Origin of the sequence: Streptomyces sp. NPDC001843 (assembly GCF_042891955.1) — a bacterium.
Classification (GTDB): domain Bacteria; phylum Actinomycetota; class Actinomycetes; order Streptomycetales; family Streptomycetaceae; genus Streptomyces.
Map to the genome: position 1 here is coordinate 290336 of NZ_JBIATQ010000007.1, position 26884 is coordinate 317219.

Genomic DNA, 26884 nt, shown 5'->3' on the forward strand with positions numbered 1-26884 from the left:
CTGGTCGTGTCGCTCAGTCGATGTCCATGCCCTCGAACTCGCTGTCGAGAATGTCGAAGATCCGCTCGGCGTCGGCGTCCGCCAGCGACTCGGCGGCAGCGGCCTCGGCGGCACCGGCCGCATGCAGCTCGGACCAGCGCGACGCGAGTGTGCGCAGCGTCTGGGCCACCCGGGCGTGATCGCCGGCGTCCAGCCCGTCCGGACCCACCACCCCGAACAACCTGGCCTCCAGCACGGCCAGTTCGCTCTCCACCGCCCGCAGCGCCGCGGGCCCGTTCTCGTCCGGAACGAGCTGCTCGCGCACGTACTCGGCGAGCGCCAGCGAGGTCGGGTAGTCGAACGTCAGCGTGGCGGGCAGCCGCAGCCCGGTCAGCGGCGCCAGCTGGTTGCGCAGCTCCACCGCCGCCAGCGAGTCGAACCCCAGCCCGCCGAAGCCGCGTTCCGGATCCACCGCGTCACCCGACGCGTGCCCGAGCACCGACGCCACCTTCGCCCGCACCAACTGCAGCACGTACGGCGTCCGCTCGGCCGCCGGAAGCCGCAGCAGCGTCTCCTTCAGCGCCTCGGGACCCTGTGCCGCCTCGGCCGCAGTACCGCGCCGCCGGGCCCCCGGGACCCGGACGAGCCCCCGCAGTACCGCCGGCAGCGCCTCCTCCCGGGCCCTGCGCTCCAGCGCGCCCGTGTCGAACGGCACCGGCAGCAGATGCGCCCGACCGCTCACCAGGGCCGCGTCCAGCAGGGCGAGCCCCGCCTCGCGTCCCAGCGCCCGCGGCCCGGTTCGCGCGACCCGCTCCACGTCGGCCGCGGTGAGCCCGGCGCCCATGCCGCCGACCTCCGGGTCCCACAGGCCCCAGGCCAGCGAGATACCGGGCAGGCCCTGTGCCTGCCGCTGGGCGGCGAGGGCGTCCAGGTAGGCGTTGGCGGCGGCGTAGTTGGCCTGGCCGGTGCCGTCGAAGGTGGCCGCGGTCGAGGAGTAGAGCACGAACGCGTCGAGGTCCCGCCCGGCCGTCAGCTCGTGCAGGTGCCGGGCGGCCGCCGCCTTCGGCGCCCACACCCTGTCCAGGCTCTGCGGGGTGACACGGTCGACGGTCGAGTCGTCGAGGACGCCCGCCGTGTGGATGACGGCGCTGACCTCCGGGTGGTCGCCCAGCAGCACCGCCACCGCCTCCCGGTCGGAGACGTCGCAGGCGACGATCTCCACCCCGGCGCCGGCCTCCTCCAGCTCGGCGGCGAGTTCGGTGGCTCCGGGTGCGTCGGCGCCGCGTCGGCTGGTGAGCAGCAGACTGCGCACACCGTGGGCGGCGACGAGGTGGCGCGCGGTCAGCGCACCGAGCCCGCCCGTGCCACCGGTCACCAGAACCGTGCCGGACGTGGACCAGGAACCGCCCACGGACGCCGTCTCGCGGGCGAGCCGCGGAGCGCTGAAGATGCCTTTCGTGTAAGAGAGTTCCGGCTCCCCGGCAGGCAGCCGCTCGGGGATCTCCTGATCGGAGTCGAGCAGGACGATCCGGTCCGGATACTCGGCCTGCGCCGCCCGGACGAGACCACGGATCGCGGACTGCTCAGGGTCGGTGCCGGCCCCGCGCGTGACGACGAGCAGCGGCTGGTCACCGTCCAGGTGGGCCTGGAGCAGCGGCAGCAGATCGGCCGCCGTCTCGGCCCGCAGCACGGTGTACGACGCCGTGGGCTCGGCCGCCTCCGACACGACCGGGGCCCAGTCGACCCGGTACAGGTCACGGACGGCACCCGTGTCCGTGGCCAGTGGCCGCAACGCCAGTCCGGTGACCGTGGCGACGGGCATGCCCGAGGGATCGGCGAGGTCGAGCCGGTACCCCGACCCCTCGGCCGTGACCCGCACCCGAAGCGCCCTGGCCCCCGCGGTGTGCACGGCCACATCACTCCAGGAGAAGGGCAGTTCAGCGCGCTCGGCCGCACCCGCGTAGGTGAGCGCGTGCAGCGCGGCGTCCAGGAGCGCAGGGTGCAGCGCGAACCTGGCCACATCCGCGTCTTCGGGCAGCGACACCTCGGCGTGCACCGTGTTGTCGGCGGACCGCCAGGCGGAGGTGAGGCCTGCGAACAAGGGGCCGTAGTGCAGGCCCATCGCGGACAGAGCGGAGTAGAGGGTGGTGGTGTCGACGGGCTCGGCGCCGGCCGGCGGCCAGGCGGTGAGGTCGGCAGCGGGTTCCACGGCCGCCGCCGACAGGACGCCTTCGGCGTGGAGGGTCCAGGTGTCCTCGCGGTCGGGGCGGGAGTGGACGGTGACGGTCGGTTCGTCGCCTTCGCCGACGCGGACGCGGAGGGCGACGGCGCCGGTCTCGGGTATGACGAGGGGGGCGTGCAGGGTCAGGTCGCGGACGGTGCCGCGGCCGACGTGGTCACCGGCGCGTACGGCGATCTCGACGAGGGCGGCGCCGGGCACGATGACGGTGCCGTTCACGGCGTGCTCGGCCAGCCAGGCATGGGTGGCGAGCGAGAGGCGGCCGGTGAACAACACCCCTTCCGTGTCCGGGAGTTCCACGGCCGCGCCCAACAGCGGGTGCTCGGCGTCCGACTGCCCGAACTCGGAGGCGTCGCCGGCCCGCGCGGCCGTGGCGGGGAGCCAGTAGTGCTGGTGCTGGAAGGCGTAGGTGGGCAGGTCGACGGCCTGCCGGCCGGGGTTGAAGTAGGCGGTCCAGTCGACGGACGGCACACGGGTGAGCGCTTCGACGAGGGCCTGGGGTTCGCTGCGGTCGCGGCGCAGGGCCGGGATGGCACGGGGGTCGGCCACCATGGCGGTGAGTACGGCGTCGGGGCCGAGCTCCAGGAAGGTACCGACGCCCTGGTCATCGAGGGTGGTGACGGCGTCGGTGAAGCGGACCGCCTCGCGGACGTGCCGGACCCAGTAGGACGGCTGGGAGAGTTCCTCGTACGACACCGCCGCGCCTGTCAGCGTCGACACGATCGGCAACGCCAGCTCTCCGTAGGTCAGTTGCGCGGCGATCTGCTCGAACTCGGCGAGCATCGGCTCCATCAGCGGGGAGTGGAAGGCGTGGCTGACGGTCAGCCTCTTCGTCTTGCGGCCGGCCCCCGAGAAGTGCGCGACGACCTCGTCCACCCCCGCCTCCAGGCCGGAGACGACGATCGCGGACGGCCCGTTCACGGCGGCGATCCCAGTGCCCTCGGACAGGACCGGCAGGACCTCATCCTCGGTCGCCTGTACGGCGGCCATCGCACCGCCCGCCGGAAGCCGCTGCATCAGCCGCCCACGAGCCGCCACCAGCCTCGCCGCGTCCTCCAGCGACCACAGCCCCGCCACATGCGCGGCGGCCAGCTCACCGATGGAATGCCCGGCCAGCACATCCGGCTGCACACCCCATGCTTCGAGGAGCCGGAACAGCGCCACCTCCAGGGCGAACAGAGCGGGCTGGGTGTACCCGGTCTCGTCCAGCCCTTCCCCGCCGAACATCACGTCCTTCAGCGGACGCTCCAGGTACCCGTCCAGCGCGGCGCACACCTCGTCCAGCGCGGCGGCGAACACCGGGAACACCTCGTACAACTCCCGCCCCATGCCGGCCCGCTGGCTGCCCTGCCCCGTGAACAGGAACGCCACCTCGCCGCTCCCGGTCGCCGGAGGCTCCAGCTGAGCGACGGCCTCCAGCCCGGCCAGCAGCCCTTCCCGGTCACCGGCCACCACACCCGCCCGGTGAGCGAACGCCGACCGCCCGGTCACCAGCGAGTAGCCCACGTCAGCCGGGTCCAGCCCCGGGCGTTCGGCGACGTACTCCAGCAGACGGGCCGCCTGGGCCCGTACTGCCGCCGCCGTCCTGCCGGAGACGATCCACGGCACCACCGGCAGGGCGGCCGGGATCACCGCGTCGGCGGGCTCCTCGGCCGGCGCCTCCTCCACGATCACGTGCGCGTTCGTCCCGCTGATCCCGAACGACGACACACCGGCACGCCGGGTCCGCTCCCCGCCCCTCCAAGGCCGGGCCTCGGTCAGCAGCTCGACCGCACCCGCCGACCAGTCCACATGCGAGGAAGGCGCATCGACGTGCAGGGTCCGGGGAAGCTCCTCGTAGCGCAGGGCGAGGACCATCTTGATGATCCCGGCGACACCCGCGGCGGCCTGCGTGTGCCCCAGGTTGGACTTGATCGAGCCGAGCCACAGCGGCGAACCCTCTGAGCGGTCCTGCCCATACGTGGCCAGCAGCGCCTGCGCCTCGATCGGGTCCCCGAGCCGGGTCCCGGTGCCGTGGCCCTCGACCGCGTCGACGTCGGACGGACCCAGGTGCGCGGAGGCGAGGGCCTGCCGGATGACCCTTTGCTGGGACGGGCCGTTCGGCGCGGTCAGCTGACTGCTCGCGCCGTCCTGGTTGACCGCCGAGCCCCGCACGACCGCCAGCACCCGGTGCCCGTTGCGCCGCGCGTCCGACAGACGCTCCAGCACCAGCACACCGACACCCTCACCCCAGCCCGTACCGTCCGCAGCCTCGGCGAACGGCTTGCACCGCCCGTCCGCCGCAAGACCCCGCTGCCGGCTGAAGTCCACGAACGTGTCCGGCGTCGACATCACCGTCACACCACCCGCCAACGCCAGCGAGCACTCACCACCCCGCAGCGCCTGCGCCGCCAGATGCACCGCCACCAGCGACGACGAACACGCCGTGTCCACCGTCACCGCCGGACCCTCCAGACCCAGCGCATACGACACCCGCCCGGACACCACACTGCCGAGACCGCCGTTGCCGAGGTACCCGGCAAGCTCCTCCGGGACGTCGTGGAGGCGTGGGGCGAAGTCGTGGTACATCACGCCGGCGAAGACCCCGGTGGCGCTGCCGCGCAGGGCGGCGGGGTCGATGCCGGCCCGCTCGAACGCCTCCCAGGACGTCTCAAGGAGCAGCCGCTGCTGCGGGTCCGTGGCCAGGGCCTCGCGGGGGCTGATGCCGAAGAAGTCCGCGTCGAACTCCGCCGCCCGCTCCAGGAAGGCACCCTGGTTGACGTACGTCCTGCCGACGGCCTCCGGGTCGGGGTCGTACGACTCCTGCCACAGCGGACCACGGTCGGCGGGGAACTCGGAGACGGCGTCGCCGCCCGCCGCCAGCAGTGCCCACAGCTCCTCCGGGGAGCTCACACCGCCGGGGTACCGGCAGGCCATGCCCACGATGACGACCGGATCGTCGTCCCCGGCCGACGGACCGCCCGACGCCCCACTCGTCGCCGCCGACTCGGCATCGGCACCCACGAGTTGCTCGTTCAGATACCGTGCCACGGCCGCCGCGTTCGGGTAGTCGAAGGTCAGCGTCGCGGGCAGGCGCAGGCCGGTCGCGGCGCCGAGCTTGTTGCGCAGCTCGACCGCCGCCAGCGAGTCGAAGCCGAGGGTGCCGAAGCCGCGCTCCGGGTCGACGGCCCGGGGGCCGTCGTGGCCGAGGGCCGTCGCGACATGCGTGCGGACCAGGGTGAGCAGCCGGCGTTCGCGGTCGGCCGGGTCCAGCCGTGCCAGCTCGTCGGCCAGGGTGCCGCTGTCCGCCGTGGCGGTGCCCGCCGTGCGGCGGTTCGGGGTGCGGACCAGGCCGCGCAGCACCGCGGGGAGTTCCTCCGAGCGGGCGCGGCGGGTCAGGGCCTGCTGGTCGAGGCGGAGGGCAAGGACGTGGGCGGTGTCCGGCAGGGTGGTCGCCGCCTCCAGCATCGCCAGGCCCGCCGCCACGCCGTGCGCGGGAGTGCCGGCCCGGGCTGCCCGGGAGACGTCGGCCGGGGCGAGCCCCGCCGCCATCCCACCGGCCTCCGGGTCCCACAGTCCCCAGGCCAGGGAGAGCGCCGGAAGGCCCTGTGCCTGCCGCTGGGCGGCGAGGGCGTCCAGGTAGGCGTTGGCGGCGGCATAGTTGGCCTGGCCGAGGGCGTCGAAGGTGGCTGCGGCCGAGGAGTAGAGGACGAACGCGTCGAGACGCCGGTCGGCCGTCAGCTCGTGCAGATGGCGGGCCGCGCGCGCCTTCGGCGCCCACACCGACTCCAGACGCTCGGGCGTGAGTGCGGCGAAGGTGGCGTCGTCGAGCACACCCGCCGCGTGGACGACCGCCGTGATGTCCGGGTGGGCCTCGAACAGCCCCGCCAGCGCCGCCCGGTCGGAGACGTCGCACGCCTCGACGGCCACCTCGGCGCCCGACGCGCGCAGCGACTCGGTGAGCGCACCGGCACCCGGGGCGTCCGCCCCGCGCCGCCCCACCAGCAGCACCCTGCGCACCCCGTGCTCGGCCACCAGGTGCCGTGCCGTCAGCGCGCCGAGCCCGCCGGTGCCGCCGGTCACCAGCACGGTGCCCGACGTCGACCACGAGCCACCGCCCACCGGCACGGTCTCCCGCACCAGGCGCGGCACGGACCACCGACCGCCGCGCACCGCCAACTCCGGTTCACCGTCCGGCAGTGCGGAGGGAAGCGCACCGTCCGCGTCGATGAGCACGATCCGCCCCGGGTGCTCCGCCTGCGCGGCGCGCACCAGTCCCCACACCGCCGCCTGCTCGGGATCGACGACTTCGACGACCTCACCGACGTCGCCGGCGTCGCCGTCACCGGAGACCCGCACCGCACCCCGGGTCAGCACCAGCAGCCGCGCCTCGCCCGCGAGCGAGGTCTGCAACGCGGTGAGCACCTCGGACACGGTCTCGCCCGACACCACCTCGAACCCGGCGGCGTCCACCGACGCGTCCTGCGCCGGCGACCAGGCGACCCGGTACAGCGGCACCGTCCGGCCCGTGTCCCCGGCCGGCCGCAGCACCAGGGAGCCGACGGACGCCACCGTGGCCCCGGCCGGGTCCATCAGGTGCAGGGAGACGCCGGAGGCGGCCGGTACGACGTGGACGCGCAGCGCGGTCGCACCGGCGGCCCGTACGGTCACGCCGGTCCACGCGAAGGGCAGTTCGGCGCCCTCGGTGTCCTCGTCGAGGCCGATGACGTGCAGTGCCGCGTCCAGCAGGGCGGGGTGCACGGTGTAGCCCGTGGCGTCCACCCCGTCCGGCAGAGCGACCTCGGCGTACAGTTCCCCGCCCCGCCGCCAGGCCGCGCGCAGCCCCTGGAACGCGGGGCCGTAGCCGTAGCCCTGGGCCGCCATGCGGGCGTAGGCGTCGCTCACGTCGATCGGGTCGGCGTCCCGCGGCGGCCAGATTCCGCGGCCGGGGACGGCGGCGGGCGCGGCCGGAGCCAGCAGGCCCTGGGCGTGCACGGTCCAGTCCGTGTCGGCCGTACGGGAGTGCACGGTCAGCGGGCGGCAGCCGTCCGGTCCCGGCTCGTCGACCACCAGCTGGATGTCGACGCCCGCCTCCGGGTCGTCCAGGGTGAGCGGGGCCTGGAGGGTCAGTTCCTCCACCGTCGCGCAGCCCGCCAGGTCGGCGGCGCGCACGGCGAGTTCCACGAAGCCGGTGCCGGGCAGCAGCACCGTGCCGCCCACGGCGTGGTCGGCCAGCCACGGGTGGCTGCGCACGGACAGCCGGCCGGTGAGCACCAGCCGCTCGGCGCCCGCCACGGTCAACGCTGCGCCGAGAAGCGGGTGTTCGGGGTCGAGGACGCCGAGGGCGGCGGGGTCGGCCGGGCCGTCGGCCAGGGCGTCGAGCCAGTACCGCTTGCGCTGGAAGGCGTAGGTGGGCAGTTCGACGGGCTCGTGGCCCGCGCCCAGGAGCGCCGTCCAGTCGACCTCCGCTCCGCGCAGGTGCAGTGCGGTGACCGCGCCGAGGAGCGCGCCGGGCTCGTCGTGACCCCGGCGCAGGGCGGGCAGCAGCACCCCGTCGGTCACGGACTCCGCGCCCATCGCGGTCAGTACCGCGTCCGGGCCCAGCTCCAGGAAGGTGCGGACCCCCTGATCCTCCAGGGTTTGGACTGCGTCGGCGAACCGCACCGCGTCGCGGACGTGCCGCACCCAGTACTCGGGGTCGGCCAGCTCCTCGTACGGCACCTCGCGGCCGGTCAGCGTGGAGACGATCGGCAGGCTCGGCCGCCTAGGGTCGAGCACCTGCGCGAACTGCCGGAACTCGGCGAGCATCGGCTCCATCAGCGGGGAGTGGAAGGCGTGGCTGACGGTCAGCTTCTTCGTCTTGCGGCCGGCCGCCGAGAAGTGCGCGACGACCTCGTCCACGCCCGCCTCCGGACCGGAAACGACCACGGACACCGGCCCGTTCACGGCCGCGACCCCCGTGCCTTCCGGCAGGACCGCACGGACCTCGTCCTCGGTGGCCTGCACGGCGGCCATCGCACCGCCCGACGGGAGCCGCTGCATCAGCCGGCCGCGCGCCGACACGATCAGCGCCGCGTCCTCCAGCGACCACAGCCCGGCGACGTGCGCGGCGGCCAGCTCACCGATGGAGTGCCCGGCCAGCACGTCCGTCCGCACACCCCATGCCTCCAGCAGCCGGAACAGGGCCACTTCCAGGGCGAACAACCCAGGCTGCGTGTACCCGGTCTCGTCCAGGCACTCCCCGCCGAACATCACGTCCTTCAGCGGACGCTCCAGGTACCCGTCCAGCGCGGCGCACACCTCGTCCAACGCGGCGGCGAACACCGGGAACGCCTCGTACAACTCCCGGCCCATCCCCGCCCGTTGACTCCCCTGTCCCGTGAACAGGAACGCCAGCGGGCCGCCGGCCGGTTCGCCGTGCAACGGCGCCTCGCCCCGGGCGATGGCCTCGACCCCGGCCAGCAGTGCCTCCGGATCGCCCGCGACCACGGCGGCCCGGTGCGTGAACGCGGTACGGTCCGCGAGCGCCGACGCCACCGCACCGGGGGTGGGACCGGGACGGGCGCGCAGGTGCTCGGCGAGCCGGGCGGCCTGGGCGCGCAGCGCCTCCTCGGTCGTACCGGAAACCAGCCACGGCACCACCGGCGGCACCGCAGGCTCCAGGGCCTGCTCAACGGGCTCCTCGGTCGGCGCCTCCTCCACGATGACGTGCGCGTTGGTGCCGCTGATGCCGAACGAGGACACGCCCGCACGGCGGGTCCGCTCCCCGGCCGGCCACGGCCGGGCCTCGGTCAGCAGCTCGACCGCGCCGGCCGACCAGTCCACCCGGGACGACGGCGTGTCCACGTGCAGGGTGCGCGGCAGCAGCTCGTGACGCAGCGCCAGCACCATCTTGATGACCCCGGCGACACCCGCGGCGGCCTGGGTGTGCCCCAGGTTCGACTTCACCGAGCCCAGCCACAGCGGCGCGTCCGGGGAACGGCCCTGGCCGTAGGTCGCCAGCAGCGCGCCCGCCTCGATGGGGTCGCCGAGCCGGGTGCCGGTGCCGTGTGCCTCGACGGCGTCGACGTCGGCGCCGGTCAGGCCCGCCGAGGCCAGCGCCCGCTGGACGAGGCGGCGCTGCGCGCTGCCGTTGGGGGCGGTCAGGCCGTTGCTCGCGCCGTCCTGGTTGACGGCCGACCCCCGGACGACCGCGAGCACACGGTGCCCGTTGCGGCGGGCGTCGGACAGCCGCTCCAGGACCAGGAAGCCGGCGCCCTCGGCCCATCCGGTGCCGTCGGCGGCCTCGGCGAACGGCTTGCAGCGGCCGTCCGGGGCCAGTCCGCGCTGCCGGCTGAACGCGGTGAACGTGCCCGGGCCGGACATCACCGCGACCCCGCCCGCGAGCGCCAGCGAGCACTCGCCCGAGCGCAGCGCGTGCGCCGCCAGATGCACCGCGACCAGCGACGACGAGCAGGCCGTGTCGACCGTCAGCGTGGGGCCCTCGAGGCCCAGCGTGTAGGCGATCCGGCCGGAGATCACACTGGTGGCCGCGCCGGTCAGCAGATGTCCCTCGTAGCCGTCGGGTGCCTGGTGCAGCCGCGGTCCGTACTCCTGCGGCTCCGCGCCCACGAACACGCCGGTGCCGCTGCCGCGCAGCGCCACCGGGTCGACGCCCGCGTGCTCCAGCGCCTCCCACGACGTCTCCAGCGCCAGCCGCTGCTGCGGCTCCATCGCGGCGGCCTCGCGCGGGCTGATCCCGAAGAAGTCGGCGTCGAACTCGGCCGCGCCGTACAGGAATCCGCCCTCGCGCGCGTACGTCTTGCCGGGCGCGTCCGGGTCCGGGTCGTACAGTCCGGCCACGTCCCAGCCGCGGTCGTCGGGCAGTGGACCGATCGCGTCGCCGCCCGTCGCGACCAGGTCCCACAGCTGCCCGGGGGAGGCGATGCCTCCCGGGTAGCGGCAGGCCATGCCGACGATCGCCACCGGTTCGCCCGGGTCCGCGACGACGGATGCGGCTTCCCCCGCGTCGTCCGGGGACTCGCCCAGCACCTCCCGCAGCAGCTGCCCGGCGAGCGCCCGAGGGGTCGGGTGGTCGAAGGCGATCGACACCGGCAGTTCGGCGCCGATCGCCGCGGACAGCCGCCGCTGCAGATCGACGATGGCCAGCGAGTCGAGGCCCGACTGCCTGAAGGGCTGACCCGGATCGAGTGCGCCGCCCGGCTCCCGGCCCGCCGCGCGCAGTGCGGCCGAGGCCTGCTCGACGACGAGCCGGAGCAGCCGCCGCTCCTGAGCGGACCTGGTCAGCCCGGTCAACTCGGCTGCGGACAGGATCTGTTCGGATGTGTCGTGGGCGGGCTGGGCGGCGGACTCGGTCATGGTCACTGAACTCCAGGCTGGGTTATGCGACGTCGGTACGGGAGGAGACGAGGCGTGAGGCCGAGACCACCTCGCCGCCACTGAGCAGCAGCTCCACCGGGGCCGGCCGGCCCAGGAACAGCAGCAGGCTCGCGGTGGGCCCGTAGGCGCCCACGTTCGGCACCGCGAGCACGTCACCCGGCTGCGGCCGCGGCATCCGCACCGAGCGGGACAGCAGGTCGCCGGGCGTGCACAGCGGGCCCGCCAGGCTCACGGGCACCGGCTCGCCCGTGCGGTGGCAGGACGGATCCACCGACAGCGGCAGCAGCCGGCCCAGACCGGCCATGCCGCCGAGGGTGTTGATGCCCGCGTCGAGGATCGCGAAGGTACGGCCCCGACTCTCCTTGACGTTGGTCACGGACGTCAGCAGCCGCCCGCTGTCGCCGACCAGATGCCGGCCCGACTCGCAGGCGATCTCGATACCGCCCCCGCGCCAGCGCGGCAGCCGGGTGTCCAGGGCCTTCTCCAGGGCCGCCCGCAGGTTCGGGTACACCGGCCGCTCACCGGCCACCGAGTACGGCGCCGCGAAACCGCCGCCGATGTCCAGCATCCCGAGCGGCAGGCCCAGTTCGCTCTCCAGCTTCGCCGCCTGCTCGATCGTCGCCGTGAACTCGGCGATCAGGCTCTCCTCGTCCTTGGAGTTGGACAGCGGGAAGAAGTGCGCGCCGACCACCTCGGTGCCGGGCACGTCGAGCAGGGCGGGCAGTAGCTGCGGCAGGGTCTCGGCGTCGATGCCGAACTGCGACGGCGTACCGGTCATCCGGATGCTGGTGGTCGCCGCGGCCGCCGCGCTGTTGACGCGCAGCAGCACCTGCGCCGTCACCCCGTGCCGCTCAGCCTGCTCGCCGAGCCGGCTCAGGTCGCCCGCCGACTCCACGGAGAACGTGCGCACCCCCTCGGCGAGCGCCACGGCCAGCTCCCCGGCCGTCTTGCCCGGCCCCGAGTACAGGACGGACTCCGCCGGGTGCCCGGCCTCGAGCGCCGAGGCCAGTTCCCCGGTGGAGCACACCTCGGCCCGGCAGCCGCCGGGGCCCTCCCTGAGTGCCCGCACCAGACCCGGGTGCGGGTTGGCCTTCAGCGAGTAGTACAGGGTGATCCCGTCGGGCAGGGCCGCGCGCAGGTCGGCCCGGGCGCGGGCCACCCGGTCCAGGTCGTACACGTACAGCGGTGAGCCGTACTCGGCGACCAGTGCGCGGTCCAGTTCCGCCTGCCGCTCGATCGCCGTGGTCACTTCGCGGCCTCGGCGTCCAGCATCGCCGCCAGCTGCTGCTTGGCGTTCTTGCCGTTGGAGGTCAGCGGGAAGGCGCCGAGCACCTTGCACAGCGCCGGCACCTTCACGGCCTCCAGCCGGACGGCCAGCTCGCGCAGCACCGCCTGCGGGGTCAGCTCGTCCGCCTCCACGAAGATCATCAGGTCGCGGTCGGCGGTCGGCTTCAGGGCGGCCGCGTTGCGCACGCCCGGGATGTCCATCGCGGCGCCCTCGATCTCGATGGTGGACACCCGCATGCCCTTGCGTTTGAACATGTCGTCGCGGCGGCCCTCGAAGTACAGGTAGCCGTCCTCGTCGACGCGCCCGTAGTCGCCGGTGAACAGACGGGTCCGGCCGGTCGCCGGGTCGGGCCGGTAGGTGCGGGCGGTGATCTCCGGCAGGTTCCAGTACCCGGCCATGACGTGCGGCCCGGTCACCGTGATCTCGCCGCTCTCCCCGGCCGGCACCTCGTTGCCGTCCGGGTCCAGGATCGCCACCTCGGTGCCCGGGATCGGCAGCCCGGACGACCCGGGACGCTCGTGGTCCTGGTCCGGCGGCATGATCGTGATGCGCTTGCACTCGGAGATGCCGTACATGCGCACCACCCGGGCGCCGGGGAAGCACTTCCACAGGCCGTCGATGATCCGCTGCTCCAGCGCGGCCCCGGTGCTGGTGAACATCCGCAGCCGGGTCGGCCGCGGGTCGCGCTGGGCGAGCCGGATCAGCGGCCCGCCGAGCGAGGGCACCAGCGGCAGCACGGTGGCGCCGCTCTCCCGGACCAGGATGTGCAGCTTGGAGTCGGCCTCGGAGTCGGCGAGGACCAGCGTCGCGCCCGCCACCGCGCACAGCAGCACCTGGAACAGGCCGTAGTCGAAGGAGAGCGGCACCCGGACGAAGACGGTGTCGTCGGCGCGGTAGCCGAGCACCTCGTTGATGGAGTGCGCCGCGAACACCATCTGCGCGTGCGGGCAGATGATGCCCTTCGGCGTGGAGGTCGAACCGGAGGTGTAGATGAGCACGGCCGGCGCGTCCGGCCCCTGCCCGGCCTCGGCGTCGTCCCCGTCGGCCGCCAACTCGGCCCACAGTGCGCCCACTTCGTGCACCGGCCGGTCGGTCAGCCCCGCCACCCACTCGCCCGCGCCGTCGGTGACGACCACGAGCCGCGGCGCGCAGTCGGCGATGACCGCGCGCAGGTGGAACTCCTTCATCTCGGCGCTGATCGGCACCAGCGCGGCACCGACCCGGGAGGCCGCGTACAGCAGCGCCGTCGTCTCGCGCACGTTCGGCAGGCGTACGACGATCCGGTCGCCCGGCGTCACCCCGGCCCGGCGCAGCCAGTCGGCGGCGGCCCGGGTCTGCGCCTGGAGCTGCTGCCACGTCCAGGAGTCCCGGGCGTCGCGCACCGCGATGTCCTGGGGGCGGGCGGCGGCCTGCGCGTCGAGGAGGTGGTGCAGCAGGCGGGCGTCCTTGGGGAACTTCTCGTCCACGGGGGGTCTCCTTGTCGTCCGTGGCTTCTCGGCGTCCGGTCAGCTCCGCGCCCGGCCGCTGTCCAGAAGCGTCAGCGCGCGGGCCCGGAGGGCGGAGCGGTCGATCTTGCGGTTGGCGTTCATCGGGAACTCGGCCAGGTGGACCAGCAGCCGCGGCACCATCGCCTTCGGCAGGCCGGCGGTCAGCTCCTTGGCGAGCAGGGCGCTCGTCGTGGGGCGGCCGGTGTAGAAGGCGACCAGCTCGTGGCTGCGGGCAGCGGGTACGGCGACCGTCACGGCGTCCTCCACCCCGTCCAGGGCCCGCACGGCGTGGCTGACCTCGGACAGCTCCACGCGCCAGCCCTGCACCTGCACCTGGTCGTCGGCGCGGCCCAGATAGCCGATCTCACCGTCCGGCCAGCGGCGCACCCGGTCGCCGGTGCGGTACCAGCGCTGGCCGGCGTGCTCGTGGAACCGGCCCTCGTTCTCGGCCGGGTCCAGGTAGCCGTCGAACATCTGCGGCCCGGTGACGCACAGTTCACCCTCGTCGCCGCCGGTGGAGCCGTCCGGGCCGAGCAGCAGGTGGTCGAGGGAGGCGTGCACGGGCCCGATGGGGACGACCCCGTTGACGTACCGCTCCTCGGGCGTGGCCGGCGACAGGCGGTGCGCGGTGACGGTGATGGTCAGCTCGGTCGGGCCGTACAGGTTCTCCACGGTGCTGTGCGGCGCCGCCGCCTGCCAGTCCTCGGCGTCGTGCCGGTGCAGCGGCTCGCCCGCGAACAGCGACCAGCGCAGGCCCTCCAGCGCGCCCGGCGCCAGCGCCCCCGAGCGCCGGGCGAGCGCGATGGCGCCAGGTGTGGAGAACCACACCGTGATCCGCTCCTCGGCGAGGAAGTCCGGCAGCGCCCGGTACGCCCGCATCGGCAGCGGCACCACCCGGGCGCCCGCGCCCCAGGCGCAGAACAGGTCGAACATCGCGCAGTCGAAGGTGAGGTCGAAGGTCTGGGTGAAGGCGTCACCGGGCTGGAAGTCGTAACGGCCGCGCAGCGTACGGAAATAGCTGTCGGCGGCGCGGTGCGTGGTCGGCACGCCCTTGGGGCGGCCCGTCGAGCCGGACGTGAACAGGATGTACGCGGTGTCCTCCGGGTCGACCGCCCGGGGTTCGTCCAACGGCAGGCCGGGGAGCGGCAGTTGCCCGGCCGCGACCAGTGGGATGTCCGACGTGCCGATGGCCCCGTACGCCGCCGCGCCCCGGGCGTCGGCGATCACGGCGTCCACCTCGGCGGCCTCCAGCACGGCACGGTTGCGGGCCGCCGGGAAGTCGGGGTGCAGCGGCACGGCCCGCGCCCCGAGGTACAGCGCGGCCAGCAGGCCCGTGTAGGCCTCCCCGCTCTTGCTGCCGAGCACCGCGACCGTCCGCGGGATCCCGCCGCAGACCTCCGTGACCGCCCCGGCGAGCGCGAGCGCGGCCCGGTGCGCCTCGGCGTACGTGGTGCCGCGCCCGTCGACCCGGAAGCACTCCCGGTCGGCCGACAGGGCGAGGCCGCGCAGGAACAGCCCGTGCAGGCTGCCCACCAGCGGGGCGGGCACGGCGGCGGTGCTCTGAGAAACCTGCACTGTCATGTCACGCCCCCGCCGCGGCCGTCGCGGGCCGGGCCGCCCGGTCCGGGGAGAGGGGGACCACCTCGAAGCGGGAGGTCGCCGACCGCACGCGGCCGAACAGGGCGTCCGGGCCGGCGACCAGCAGGCGTTCGACCCCACGGGCGCGCAGCGCGTCCAGGGTCGCGGGCCAGTCGACCGGCCGTACGAAGTGGTCCAGCAGCATGTGCCGTAGCCCGTCCGCGGTGGTCAGTTCGGTGCCGTCCTGGTCGGCGAGCACCGGCAGGTCCGGGTCGCGCAGCGGGAGCGCGTCGACGACCTCCCGGGCGGCCAGCTCCCGCAGCCCGGTGAACAGCGAGGAGTGCATCGGCGGCCGCATCACGTACAGCGGCATCGCGCCGATGGACCGCAAGTCCTGCTGGAATCTCTCCAGTTCGCCCTCGTGCACGGACACCATCAGGAAACCCTCGTCGAGCCGGCAAGCCACCTCGTGCCAGGCGCCCCGGGCGTCCATGTCCGCGAACAGCTCGGCGAGCGGCCCCTGGGGTGCCCGGACGAAGGACTGCGTCACCACGTCCCGGTGCTCCCGCGCGAAGTACTCGGCGGTGCAGCGGGCCAGCCCGGCCGTCATCCGCACCGCGTCCGCGAAGTCCAGCGCCCCGCTGAAACCGACCGCGGGCTTCTCGCCGAAGCTGGCTCCGGTGCACACCACCGGCTCGGCGCCCAGCTCCTCACGGGCCCGCTCCGCGAGCGCCGTGCACACCACCATGAAGGCGACCTGCGCCGCCGGGGCGTACTCGTCCTCGCTCTGCCGGAACGCGTCGAAAAGGGAATGGCCGAGGACCTCGTCCGCGACCGCGAGCAGCTTCTTCGCCCGGGAATCGAGAAGCAGGAAGCGCCCGAGTTCCCGGAAGCGGGTGGGCCCCATTCCCGGGAATACCATCGCCGTTGTCATCGCAGCACCCGTCTTTTCGCGAACTGGCCTCGTTCGGACAGTTCTAGATGCCGCGGAAGGCCCCACCAACCCCTATCGGACCCCGCCCGCCACCCTTAGTAGGGGGCGGCCCGCCGACCATAGGGGGTGATCGCTGTGGCCCCTTCGCGCACAACGTGGCTTGAATGAACGGTCCGTATAATTCTTCAGCCACATGGACGGGTGACCCATGACCGTGACCGAGGACACCACCTCGCTCGCCCCCATGACCCAGCCGCCACCGCGACCCGACCCGCGCTCCCGGGTGGCCCTGCTGGACCTGGTGAAGCAGACGGTGCGGGAGGGACCCGGCCCGCGCGCCACCGAGGCGCAGTGGGCGAAGGGCAAGCTGACCGTCCACGAGCGTCTCGAACTCCTCTTCGACAAGGGGAGCTTCCAGGAGATCGAGCCGCTGCGCCGGCACCGGGCCACCGGCTTCGGCCTGGAGAACAAGCGCCCGTACACCGACGGCGTGATCACCGGCTGGGGCACGGTGGAGGGCCGTACGGTCTTCGTCTACGCCCATGACTTCCGCATCTTCGGCGGCTCCCTCGGCGAGGCCCACGCCTCGAAGATCCACAAGGTGATGGACCTGGCGCTGGCCGCCGGCGCCCCGCTGGTCGCGCTCAGCGACGGCGCCGGGGCCCGCATCCAGGAGGGCGTCACCGCGCTCGCCGGGTACGGCGGCATCTTCCGCCGCAACGTGGCCGCCTCCGGAGTGATCCCGCAGATCAGCGTGATGCTCGGCCCGTGCGCCGGCGGCGCCGCCTACAGCCCCGCCCTGACCGACTACGTGTTCATGGTGCGCGGCACCTCGCAGATGTACATCACCGGCCCGGACGTCGTACAGGCCGTCACCGGCGAGCGGATCAGCCATGATGGGCTCGGCGGCGCCGACGTGCACGCCACCGTCTCGGGCGCCGCGCACTTCGCCTACGAGGACGAGGCCGAGTGCCTCGCCGAGGTGCGCTACCTGCTGTCGATGCTGCCGCAGAACAACCGCGAACTGCCGCCCGCCGTCCGCCCCGACGACTCGGCGGAGCGGCGCTGCGAGGCCCTGCTCGACCTGGTGCCGGGCGACCCCGGACGCTCGTACGACATGCGTCCCGTCATCGAGGAGATCGTCGACGACGGCGAGATCTTCGAGGTGCACGCCGGCTGGGCCACCAACATCATCTGCGCACTGGCCCGGCTCGACGGCCACGTCGTCGGCATCGTGGCGAACCAGCCGGCCTCCTTCGCCGGCGTCCTGGACATCCATGCCAGTGAGAAAGCGGCCCGGTTCGTGCAGTCCTGCGACGCGTTCAGCATCCCGCTGGTCACGCTCGTCGACGTACCCGGCTTCCTGCCGGGCCGGGAGCAGGAGCACGGCGGCATCATCCGGCACGGCGCCAAGCTGCTGTACTCGTACTGCAACGCCAGCGTGCCCCGTATCTCGGTGATCCTGCGCAAGGCGTACGGCGGCGCGTACATCGTCATGGACTCCCAGTCCATCGGCGCCGACCTCACCTTCGCCTGGCCCACCAACGAGATCGCGGTGATGGGCGCGGAGGGCGCGGCGAACGTCGTCTTCCGCCGTGAGATCGCCGCCGCCGACGACCCCGAGCGGGCCCGCGCCGAGCGCATCCGGCAGTACCAGGAGGAGCTGATGCACCCCTACTACGCGGCCGAGCGCGGTCTCGTCGACGACGTCATCGATCCCGCGGAGACCCGCTCCGTCCTCATCCGCTCACTTGCGATGCTGCGCGCCAAGCACGCCGCGATGCCGGCCCGCAAGCACGGGAACCAGCCGGTATGAGCGGCGCCGAGAGCATGGAGGACACGGAGATCCGGGTGGTGCGCGGCGCCCCCGACCCGGAGCAGCTGGCCGCGGTGACCGTCGTCCTGCTGGCGGTCCTGCGCGGCGCCGAACCGCCCGAGCCCCCGGCCCCGCCGGCCGCGGGCTGGATCCCCGGCGCCCACCGGCTGCCGGGGGCGTGGGCGACGGCGTAGCCCCGGCAGCCGAAAGCGCCGCTGCCGTACCACCGGGCAGCGGCGCTTCACAGTGCCGGGGCGGCCCCGCACGCCGACGGGCGCCGCACCCCGGGTCAACGGGTGCGGCGCCGGCCGGTGCGCGCGACATGTCAGGGCATGGCGGTCTGGCGCGCTCGCTGCGCGGCGATCGCCGGATACCGCATGGTGAACAGGACGGGGACGACGAAGGTGACGACCTTGATGGCGATCGCCGCGGTCGTGGCATGCGGATCGGCCTTGATCAGCAGCGCCAGCGCACCGGCCGCCACGACGAAGGACACCCCCCACACCGAGGTGATCGTCGCGTTGGTGCGGAAGAACGCCTTCGTCTTCCACACGTGCTCGGGCGCGATCTTGCGAGCCAGGCCCAGGGTGAACGGCCGCCCGATGAGCAGCGAACCGAACGCCGTGAGCGCGAGCCACGCGTCGACCAGGGCAGGGCCGTAGGGGATGAGGCCGGAGTCGGGCTGCTTGTACGAGAGCCAGGTGATGCCCGCGAAGAACACGAGGGCACTCACCTCGATCACCATCTCGTCCAAGTGCTTGCCCGACCGGCGTCCCTGGAAGATCACGAACGCGGCGATCCCCAGTCCCCACTCCGCGCCGCTGCGCCACTCGTCACTCGTAGCGATCGCCGCGTAGGCGATCCAAGGTAGGAAGCTGATGAGGTAGCGGGTCATGGAAAGCTCCTTTCTACCCGCCATTGAGTCAGCCGCTCCTTGCAGCGCGCTAAAGCGGAAAACACCGTTGCAGAACGGACTACTTTAGCCGTTCCCAAGCATTTCGTCGGACGCTCTTGCGACAACAATTCCCGGACCGAGGCCAGTTCCGGCTTCAGGAACGGCTGGAGGAAAGCGTGTCCCGTCGACTGTTCACCTCGGAGTCGGTGACCGAGGGCCATCCCGACAAAATCGCCGACCAAATCAGCGACACCATTCTCGACGCACTGCTCGCCCAGGACCCGGCGGCCCGCGTCGCGGTGGAGACCCTGATCACGACCGGCCAGGTGCATATCGCGGGTGAGGTCACCACCTCCGCCTACGTCGATATTCCGACGCTGGTGCGCGAGACGATTCTCGGCATCGGTTACGACTCCTCGGCGAAGGGATTCGACGGCGCCTCCTGCGGTGTCTCCGTCTCCATCGGCGCCCAGTCGCCCGACATCGCCCAGGGCGTCGACGACGCCTACGAGACGCGGGTCGAGGGCGCCGGCGAGGGGGACGCGCTCGACCGGCAGGGCGCCGGCGACCAGGGCCTGATGTTCGGCTACGCCTGCGACGACACCCCCGAGCTGATGCCGCTGCCGATCGCCCTCGCGCACCGCCTCGCCCGCCGACTGGCCGAGGTCCGCAAGGAGGGACCGGTGCCGTATCTGCGCCCGGACGGCAAGACGCAGGTCACCATCGAGTACGACGGCGACCGCCCGGTCCGTCTGGACACGGTCGTCGTCTCCTCGCAGCACGCCCCCGACATCAGCCTCGACACGCTGCTCGAACCCGATCTGCGCGACCACGTCGTCGCCCCCGCGCTGGCCGGCCTCGACCTCGACACCGCCGGGCACCGGCTGCTGGTCAACCCCACCGGACGGTTCGAGATCGGCGGCCCGATGGGCGACGCCGGCCTGACCGGACGGAAGATCATCGTCGACACCTACGGCGGCATGGCCCGCCACGGCGGCGGCGCGTTCTCCGGCAAGGACCCCTCCAAGGTGGACCGCAGCGGCGCGTACGCGATGCGCTGGGTCGCCAAGAACGTCGTCGCCGCCGGACTCGCCCGGCGCTGCGAGGCCCAGGTCGCCTACGCCATCGGCAAGGCCGCCCCGGTCGGCCTGTTCATCGAGACCTTCGGCACCGAGACCGTCCCCGTGGCCCGGATCCAGCAGGCCGTCACCGACGTCTTCGACCTGCGCCCGGCCGCCATCGTCCGTGACCTGGACCTGCTGCGGCCCCGGTACGCGCAGACCGCCGCCTACGGCCACTTCGGGCGCAGCGGCGCCGACTTCACCTGGGAGGCCACCGACCGGGCGGACAAGCTCCGCCAGGCCGCGGCGGGTTGAGCGGGGCCGGGCCATGCGGATTGCCGTCACCGGTTCCATCGCCACCGACCATCTGATGACGTTCCCCGGGCGCTTCACCGACCACCTGGTGCCCGGTGAGCTGTCCCACGTCTCCCTGTCCTTCCTCGCCGACGGCCTGGAGGTGCGGCGCGGCGGCGCCGCCGCCAACATCGCCTACGGGCTCGGCCAGTTGGGGCTGTCCCCGGTACTGGTGGGCGCCGTGGGCCCGGACTTCGCCGACTACCAGCTCCATCTGAAGGAGCACGGCGTCGACACCGACTCCGTGCACGTCTCGCCCACGGCGCAGACCGCGCGCTTCGTGTGCACGACCGACCGGGCGCAGAACCAGATCGCCACCTTCTACCCCGGCGCCATGGCCGAGGCCCGCACCCTGAGCCTCGCCCCGGTCGCCGACCGGGTCGGCGGCCTCGACCTCGTCCTGATCTCGCCGGACGACCCCGAGGCGATGGTCCGGCACACCGAGGAGTGCCGGGCGCTCGGCATCCCGTTCGCCGCCGACCCCTCCCAGCAGCTCGCCCGGCTCTCCCCGGACCAGGTGCGCTCCCTCGTCGACGGCGCCCGCCGCCTGTTCACCAACGCCTATGAGGCCGCCCTCGTCAAGGAGCGCACCGGCTGGTCCGCGCGGCAGATCCTCGACCGGGTCGGCAGTTGGGTCACCACGCTCGGCGCGGACGGCGTCCGCATCGAACGCGCCGGAGAACCGGCCGTGGTCGTGCCGGCCGCCCCGGTCCGCCGGGCCGTCGACCCCACCGGCGTCGGCGACGCCTTCCGCGCGGGCTTCCTCGCCGCGCTCGCCGCCGGCCTGCCCGAGCCGGCCGCGGCCCGCCTCGGCTGCGTCCTCGCCGGCCTCGCCCTCGAAGCGCCGGGTCCGCAGGAGTACGTGCTGGACCGTACGACCGTGACGGCGCGGCTCACCGAGGGCTACGGCGACGAGGCCGCCTCCCTCGCACCATTCCTGGAGGCCGCCCTGTGAGCAGTCAACGAGCGGCCACCCCGCAGCAGTTGCGGCACGCCCTGGCCACCCGGGTGGTGGTCGCCGACGGAGCCATGGGCACCATGCTGCAGGACCGCGAGCCCACCCTCGACGACTTCCAGGGACACGAGGGCTGCAACGAGATCCTCAACGTCTCCCGGCCCGACCTCGTGGCCTCGGTCCACGACGCGTACTTCCGCGCGGGCGTCGACTGCGTGGAGACCAACACCTTCGGCGCGAACCTCGCCAATCTCGGCGAGTACGGCATCGCCTCCCGCATCCGCGAACTCGCCGAGGCCGGCGCACGTATCGCCCGTGAGGTCGCCGACGGCCACAGCACCGCCGACCACCCCCGCTGGGTCCTCGGCTCCGTCGGCCCCGGCACCAAACTGCCGACCCTCGGGCACGCCCCGTACGCCGACCTCCGTGACGCCTACCAGGAGCAGACCGAAGGGCTCGTCGCGGGCGGGGCGCACGCCGTGCTCGTGGAGACCACCCAGGACCTGCTGCAGACCAAGGCCGCCCTGGTCGGAGCCCGCCGCGCCCTGCGCAAGACCGGCGCCGACCTGCCGCTGTTCGTGCAGATCACCGTCGAGACCACCGGCACCATGCTGCTCGGCTCCGAGACCGGCGCCGCCCTCACCGCCCTGGAACCCCTCGGCATCGACCTGATCGGCCTGAACTGCGCGACCGGCCCCGCCGAGATGAACGAGCACCTGCGCCATCTGTCCCGGCACGCCCGCACCGGGCTGTCCGCGATGCCCAACGCCGGGCTGCCCGTCCTCACCGCCGACGGCGCCCACTACCCGCTCGGCCCGGCCGAACTGGCCGCCGCCCACCGCGGGTTCGTCACCGAGCACGGCCTCAGCCTGGTCGGCGGCTGCTGCGGTACGACCCCCGAGCACCTGCGGCAGGTCGCCGAGGCCGTACGCGACCTCGAACCCACCCGCCGTGAACCGCGCCCCGAACCGGCCGCCGCCTCCCTCTACACCTCCGTGCCGTTCCGGCAGGACACCTCCTACCTGGCCATCGGCGAGCGCACCAACGCCAACGGCTCCAAGAGGTTCCGCGAGGCCCTGGTCCGCGAGGACTGGGAGACCTGCGTGGAGATCGCCCGCGACCAGATCCGCGACGGCGCCCATCTGCTCGACCTGTGCGTCGACTACGTGGGCCGCGACGGCGTCGCCGACATGCGCGAGCTGGCCGGCCGCCTCGCCACCGCCTCCACCCTGCCGGTCGTCCTGGACTCCACCGAGCCGGCCGTGCTGGAGGCCGGTCTGGAGCGCCTCGGCGGCCGCGCGGTCGTCAACTCCGTCAACTACGAGGACGGGGACGGGCCCGCCTCCCGGTTCGCCCGGATCATGCCGCTGGTCACCGAGCACGGTGCCGCCGTCATCGCGCTCACCATCGACGAGGAGGGCCAGGCCCGCACCGCCGAGTGGAAGCTGCGCGTCGCCGAACGCCTCATCGCCGACCTCACCGGCCGCTGGGGGATGGCCGAGGGCGACATCCTCGTCGACTGCCTGACCTTCCCCATCGCCACCGGGCAGGAGGAGACCCGCCGCGACGGCATCGAGACCATCGAGGCCATCCGGGAGCTGAAGCGCCGCCACCCGGACGTGCAGACCACGCTCGGCCTGTCCAACATCAGCTTCGGCCTCAACCCGGCCGCCCGCACCGTCCTCAACTCCGTCTTCCTGCACGAGTGCGTCACCGCCGGCCTGGACTCGGCCATCGTGCACGCCTCCAAGATCCTCCCCATCTCCCGTATCCCGCAGGAGCAGTTGGAGTGCGCCCTGGACCTGGTGCACGACCGGCGCCGCGAGGGCTACGACCCACTGCAGCGCTACCTGGAGCTCTTCGACGGCGTCGACACCCGCTCCGTGAAGGCCTCCCGCGCCGCCGAACTCGCAGCACTGCCCCTGGCCGAACGCCTCCGCCGCCGCATCGTCGACGGTGAACGCCAGGGCCTGGCCGCCGACCTGGACGAGGCGCTGACCGAGCACTCCGCGCTGCAGATCGTCAACGACATCCTCCTCGACGGCATGAAGACCGTCGGTGAGCTGTTCGGCTCCGGGCAGATGCAGCTGCCGTTCGTGCTGCAGTCCGCGGAAGTGATGAAACGGGCCGTCGGCCATCTCGAACCGCACATGGAGCGCACCGACTCCTCCGGCAAGGGCACCCTCGTCCTGGCCACCGTCAAGGGCGACGTCCACGACATCGGCAAGAACCTCGTCGACATCATCCTCACCAACAACGGCTACAACGTGGTCAACCTCGGCATCAAACAGCCGGTGTCCGCGATCCTCGAGGCGGCCGAGCGGCACGGCGCCGACGCCATCGGCATGTCCGGCCTGCTGGTGAAGTCGACCCTGGTCATGAAGGAGAATCTGCAGGAACTCAACACCCGTGGTCTCGCCGCGAGTTACCCCGTCATCCTCGGCGGAGCCGCGCTGACCAGGGCGTATGTCGAACAGGACCTGCACGAGCTGTACGACGGCGAGGTGCGCTATGCCCGCGACGCCTTCGAGGGCCTGCGCCTCATGGACGCGCTCACCGCCCTCAAGCGCGGCGAACCGGGCGCCGCACTGCCCGAGCTCAAGCGCCGCAGGGTCCGCGCGACGGTCACCGCCCGCCCCGACCGGGACTCCCGGGAGCTGCCCGCCCGCTCCGACGTGGCCACCGGCAACCCCGTCCCCGTCCCGCCGTTCTGGGGCACCCGCGTCACCAAGGGCATCCCGCTCGCCGACTACGCCTCCTGGCTCGACGAACGCGCCACCTTCATGGGGCAGTGGGGCCTGAAGTCCGCCCGCGCCGGCAGCGGGCCGACGTACGAGGAACTGGTCGAGGCGGAGGGCCGGCCCCGGTTGCGCGCCTGGCTGGACCGCCTGCACACCGAGAACCTCCTCGAAGCGGCCGTCGTGCACGGCTACTTCCGCTGCGTCTCCAAGGGCGACGACCTGATCGTCCTCGACGAGAACGGCGCCGAACGCACCCGCTTCACCTTCCCGCGCCAGCACCGCGACCGCCACCTGTGCCTCGCCGACTTCTTCCGCGCGGAGGAGTCCGGCGAGACCGACGTGGTGGCCTTCACGACCGTCACCATGGGCAACCGGGTCTCGACGGCGGCGAACGAGCTCTTCGCCGCCGACGCCTACCGCGACTACCTGGAACTGCACGGCCTGTCCGTGCAGTTGACCGAGGCGCTCGCCGAGTTCTGGCACGCCCGCGTCCGCGCCGAACTCGGTCTCGCGGACCGCGACCCCGCCGACCTGTCCGGCATGCTGCGCACCGAGTACCAGGGCTGCCGCTACTCCCTCGGCTACCCGGCCTGCCCCGACCTGGAGGACCGCGCCAAGATCGCCGGCCTGCTCCGCCCCGAACGCATCGGCGTCACCCTCTCCGAGGAGTTCCAGCTCCACCCGGAGCAGTCCACGGACGCCCTGATCCTGCACCACCCGGAGGCCGTCTACTTCAAGACGACCGGCGGCCCGGCCGAGGAGGCCACACCATGACGACCGCCGCCACCTCGACCGCCGCCACCTCGGCCGCGGGCTCCCTGCGGGCCCTGCTCGCCGCGGGCGTGACGACGTACTCCTTCGAGTTCTTCCCGCCGAAGACGGCTGCCGGGGAACGCACCCTGTGGGACGCCGTCCGCCGCATCGAGTCCGTCGCGCCCACGTTCGTGTCGGTGACGTACGGCGCGGGCGGTTCCTCCCGGGACCGCACCGTCGCCGTCACCCGGCGCATCGCCGCCGAGACCACGCTGCGCCCCGTCGCCCACCTCACCGCCGTCGGCCACTCGGTGGCCGAGCTGCGGCACATCATCGGCCAGTACGCCGACGCCGGGATCCGCGACGTCCTGGCCCTGCGCGGCGACCCGCCCGGTGATCCGCGCGGCCCCTGGGCACCCCACCCGGACGGCCTGCGCCACGCCAGTCAGCTCGTCGAACTCGTCCGCGCCGCCGGTGACTTCAGCATCGGTGTCGCCGCGTTCCCGGAACGCCACCCGCGTTCCCCGGACTGGGGCAGCGACATCCGGCACTTCGTCGCCAAGTGCCGGGCCGGCGCCGACTACGCCATCACCCAGATGTTCTTCGACGCCGAGGACTACCTGCGGCTGCGCGACCGGGTGGCCGCCGCGGGCTGCGACACCCCGATCATCCCGGAGATCATGCCGGCCACCGACGTGACGCAGATCGCCCGGTTCGCCGAACTCAGCGACGCCCGCTTCCCCCGGGACCTCGCCGAGCGCCTCGAAGCCGCCCGCGGCGACCGCGCGGCCGCACACCGCATCGGCGTCGACCACGCCACGGCGCTCGCCGCGCGGCTCCTCGCCGAGGGCGCGCCCGGCCTGCACTACATCACCCTGAACCGCTCCACAGCGACCCTCGACATCCACCGCAATCTCACCGAGAGGCCCGCGCATGCCCGCCACGACCGCTGACTTCAAGGTCGCCGACCTGTCCCTGGCCGAGTTCGGCCGCAAGGAGATCACCCTCGCCGAGCACGAGATGCCCGGCCTGATGGCGATCCGCGGGGAGTACGCCGCGACCCAGCCGCTGAAGGGCGCCCGGATCACCGGTTCCCTGCACATGACCGTGCAGACGGCGGTGCTGATCGAGACGCTGGTCGCGCTCGGCGCGCGGGTCCGCTGGGCCTCCTGCAACATCTACTCCACGCAGGACCACGCGGCCGCCGCGATCGCCGCCGCCGGGATCCCGGTCTTCGCCTGGAAGGGCGAGACCCTCCAGGAGTACTGGTGGTGCACGGAGCAGGCGCTGACCTGGCCGGACAGCCCCACCGGCGGCCCGAACATGATCCTGGACGACGGAGGCGACGCCACCCTCCTCGTCCACCAGGGCGTCGAGTACGCCAAGACGGGCCGGCTCCCGGCCCCCGACAACGACGAACTGGCGGTGATCCGCGCCCTGTTGGAGCGGGGCTCCCTCGACTGGACGGCCGTCGCCTCGGAGATCCGGGGCGTGACGGAGGAGACCACGACGGGCGTGCACCGGCTGTACGAGATGCAGCGCGATGGTGTCCTGCTGTTCCCGGCGATCAACGTGAACGACGCCGTCACCAAGTCGAAGTTCGACAACAAGTACGGCTGCCGGCATTCGCTGGTGGACGGCATCAACCGGGCCACGGACGTCCTGATCGGCGGCAAGACGGCGGTCGTGTGCGGCTACGGCGACGTCGGCAAGGGCTGCGCGGAGTCGCTGCGCGGGCAGGGCGCCCGGGTGATCGTCACCGAGATCGACCCGATCTGCGCGCTGCAGGCGGCGATGGACGGCTACCAGGTCACGACCCTGGACGAGGTCGTCGACAAGGCCGACATCTTCATCACCACCACCGGCAACAAGGACATCATCATGGCCGACGACATGGCCAGGATGAAGCACCAGGCGATCGTGGGGAACATCGGCCACTTCGACAACGAGATCGACATGGCCGGCCTCGCGAAGATCCCCGGCATCGTCAAGGACGAGGTCAAGCCGCAGGTCCACACCTGGACGTTCCCCGACGGCAAGGTGATCATCGTGCTGTCCGAGGGCCGCCTGTTGAACCTGGGCAACGCCACCGGTCACCCGTCGTTCGTGATGTCCAACTCCTTCGCGGACCAGACCCTGGCCCAGATCGAGCTGTTCACCAAGCAGGCCGAGTACCCCATCGGCGTCTACACGCTGCCCAAGCACCTCGACGAGAAGGTCGCCCGCCTCCACCTGGACGCCCTCGGCGTCAAGCTCACCGAGCTGCGCCCGGAGCAGGCCGCGTACATCGGCGTGGACGTCGAGGGTCCCTACAAACCGGATCACTACCGCTACTGATCCCTCACCCGAGGAGGAAGCCATGAAGCGCGACTACCAGGAAGAAGCCCACTGGCCCGTGCTGCACCTGCCCGGGGTGGACGAGGACCCGGCCGAGTCCCACATCGTC

The 26884-nt window shown here is 73.1% G+C and carries 13 protein-coding genes; 7 read left to right on the plus strand and 6 right to left on the minus strand.

Annotation, left to right across the window (positions count from 1 at the left end; translation table 11 throughout):
- Nucleotides 1-13 precede the first annotated feature (13 nt).
- The 5 genes from ACFYZQ_RS19860 to ACFYZQ_RS19880 are packed head-to-tail and all read right to left on the minus strand — an operon-like array spanning nt 14 to nt 15836.
- Nucleotides 14-10555 carry an SDR family NAD(P)-dependent oxidoreductase gene (locus ACFYZQ_RS19860; RefSeq protein WP_389149086.1) on the minus strand — a complete coding sequence of 3514 codons (10542 nt, stop codon included), beginning with the start codon at nt 10553-10555 and terminating at the stop codon, nt 14-16.
- A 22-nt stretch (nt 10556-10577) separates the two neighbouring features.
- Nucleotides 10578-11825 carry a type III PLP-dependent enzyme gene (locus tag ACFYZQ_RS19865; protein WP_389149089.1) on the minus strand — a complete coding sequence of 416 codons (1248 nt, stop codon included), beginning with the start codon at nt 11823-11825 and terminating at the stop codon, nt 10578-10580.
- Entirely contained in the window at nt 11822-13330 is a 1509-nt protein-coding gene (locus tag ACFYZQ_RS19870; protein WP_389149091.1) for an AMP-binding protein, read from the minus strand. The genes ACFYZQ_RS19865 and ACFYZQ_RS19870 overlap by 4 nt, the downstream gene beginning before the upstream one ends.
- A gap of 39 nt (nt 13331-13369) precedes the next feature.
- Nucleotides 13370-14932 (minus strand): AMP-binding protein, encoded by a 1563-nt coding sequence (locus ACFYZQ_RS19875; RefSeq protein WP_389149093.1) that lies wholly within the window; start codon nt 14930-14932, stop codon nt 13370-13372.
- A gap of 1 nt (nt 14933) precedes the next feature.
- A complete protein-coding gene (locus tag ACFYZQ_RS19880) occupies nt 14934-15836 on the minus strand; it encodes an ACP S-malonyltransferase (RefSeq protein ID WP_389149096.1) in 903 nt (300 codons plus the stop codon).
- A gap of 235 nt (nt 15837-16071) precedes the next feature.
- On the opposite strand from ACFYZQ_RS19880, the gene ACFYZQ_RS19885 reads away from it, so the two are divergent.
- Both ACFYZQ_RS19885 and ACFYZQ_RS19890 read left to right on the plus strand, forming a co-directional pair.
- Nucleotides 16072-17679 carry an acyl-CoA carboxylase subunit beta gene (locus ACFYZQ_RS19885; RefSeq protein ID WP_389149098.1) on the plus strand — a complete coding sequence of 536 codons (1608 nt, stop codon included), beginning with the start codon at nt 16072-16074 and terminating at the stop codon, nt 17677-17679.
- Nucleotides 17676-17873 (plus strand): acyl-CoA carboxylase subunit epsilon, encoded by a 198-nt coding sequence (locus ACFYZQ_RS19890; protein ID WP_389149101.1) that lies wholly within the window; start codon nt 17676-17678, stop codon nt 17871-17873. Before ACFYZQ_RS19885 ends, ACFYZQ_RS19890 begins: the two co-directional genes overlap by 4 nt.
- Before the next feature lie 131 nt (nt 17874-18004).
- On the opposite strand, the gene ACFYZQ_RS19895 is transcribed toward ACFYZQ_RS19890, so the two are convergent.
- A complete protein-coding gene (locus ACFYZQ_RS19895) occupies nt 18005-18574 on the minus strand; it encodes a hypothetical protein (RefSeq protein WP_389149104.1) in 570 nt (189 codons plus the stop codon).
- A 176-nt stretch (nt 18575-18750) separates the two neighbouring features.
- On the opposite strand from ACFYZQ_RS19895, the gene metK reads away from it, so the two are divergent.
- The 5 genes from metK to ahcY are packed head-to-tail and all read left to right on the plus strand — an operon-like array spanning nt 18751 to nt 26775.
- The gene (metK, locus tag ACFYZQ_RS19900; protein ID WP_389149107.1) at nt 18751-19950 is read left to right on the plus strand and encodes a methionine adenosyltransferase; all 1200 of its coding nucleotides are present in this window, start codon (nt 18751-18753) and stop codon (nt 19948-19950) included.
- A gap of 13 nt (nt 19951-19963) precedes the next feature.
- The gene (locus tag ACFYZQ_RS19905; protein ID WP_389149110.1) at nt 19964-20944 is read left to right on the plus strand and encodes a carbohydrate kinase family protein; all 981 of its coding nucleotides are present in this window, start codon (nt 19964-19966) and stop codon (nt 20942-20944) included.
- Nucleotides 20941-24459 carry a methionine synthase gene (metH, locus tag ACFYZQ_RS19910; RefSeq protein ID WP_389149113.1) on the plus strand — a complete coding sequence of 1173 codons (3519 nt, stop codon included), beginning with the start codon at nt 20941-20943 and terminating at the stop codon, nt 24457-24459. The genes ACFYZQ_RS19905 and metH overlap by 4 nt, the downstream gene beginning before the upstream one ends.
- Nucleotides 24456-25391: a methylenetetrahydrofolate reductase [NAD(P)H] gene (gene metF / locus ACFYZQ_RS19915; RefSeq protein WP_389149115.1), complete on the plus strand. Its 936-nt coding sequence runs from the start codon at nt 24456-24458 to the stop codon at nt 25389-25391. Before metH ends, metF begins: the two co-directional genes overlap by 4 nt.
- Nucleotides 25372-26775 carry an adenosylhomocysteinase gene (gene ahcY, locus ACFYZQ_RS19920; RefSeq protein WP_389149118.1) on the plus strand — a complete coding sequence of 468 codons (1404 nt, stop codon included), beginning with the start codon at nt 25372-25374 and terminating at the stop codon, nt 26773-26775. Before metF ends, ahcY begins: the two co-directional genes overlap by 20 nt.
- Nucleotides 26776-26884 lie beyond the last annotated feature (109 nt).

Bases quoted from the DNA above. Each gene is read 5' to 3' on its own strand.
- ACFYZQ_RS19860 (WP_389149086.1), bottom strand. From the start codon at position 10,555: ATGACCGAGTCCGCCGCCCAGCCCGCCCACGACACATCCGAACAGATC.
- ACFYZQ_RS19875 (WP_389149093.1), bottom strand. From the start codon at position 14,932: ATGACAGTGCAGGTTTCTCAGAGCACCGCCGCCGTGCCCGCCCCGCTG.
- ACFYZQ_RS19880 (WP_389149096.1), bottom strand. From the start codon at position 15,836: ATGGGGCCCACCCGCTTCCGGGAACTCGGGCGCTTCCTGCTTCTCGAT.
- ACFYZQ_RS19885 (WP_389149098.1), top strand. From the start codon at position 16,072: ATGACCGTGACCGAGGACACCACCTCGCTCGCCCCCATGACCCAGCCG.
- ACFYZQ_RS19890 (WP_389149101.1), top strand. From the start codon at position 17,676: ATGAGCGGCGCCGAGAGCATGGAGGACACGGAGATCCGGGTGGTGCGC.
- ACFYZQ_RS19895 (WP_389149104.1), bottom strand. From the start codon at position 18,574: ATGACCCGCTACCTCATCAGCTTCCTACCTTGGATCGCCTACGCGGCG.
- ACFYZQ_RS19905 (WP_389149110.1), top strand. From the start codon at position 19,964: ATGCGGATTGCCGTCACCGGTTCCATCGCCACCGACCATCTGATGACG.
- metF (WP_389149115.1), top strand. From the start codon at position 24,456: ATGACGACCGCCGCCACCTCGACCGCCGCCACCTCGGCCGCGGGCTCC.
- ahcY (WP_389149118.1), top strand. From the start codon at position 25,372: ATGCCCGCCACGACCGCTGACTTCAAGGTCGCCGACCTGTCCCTGGCC.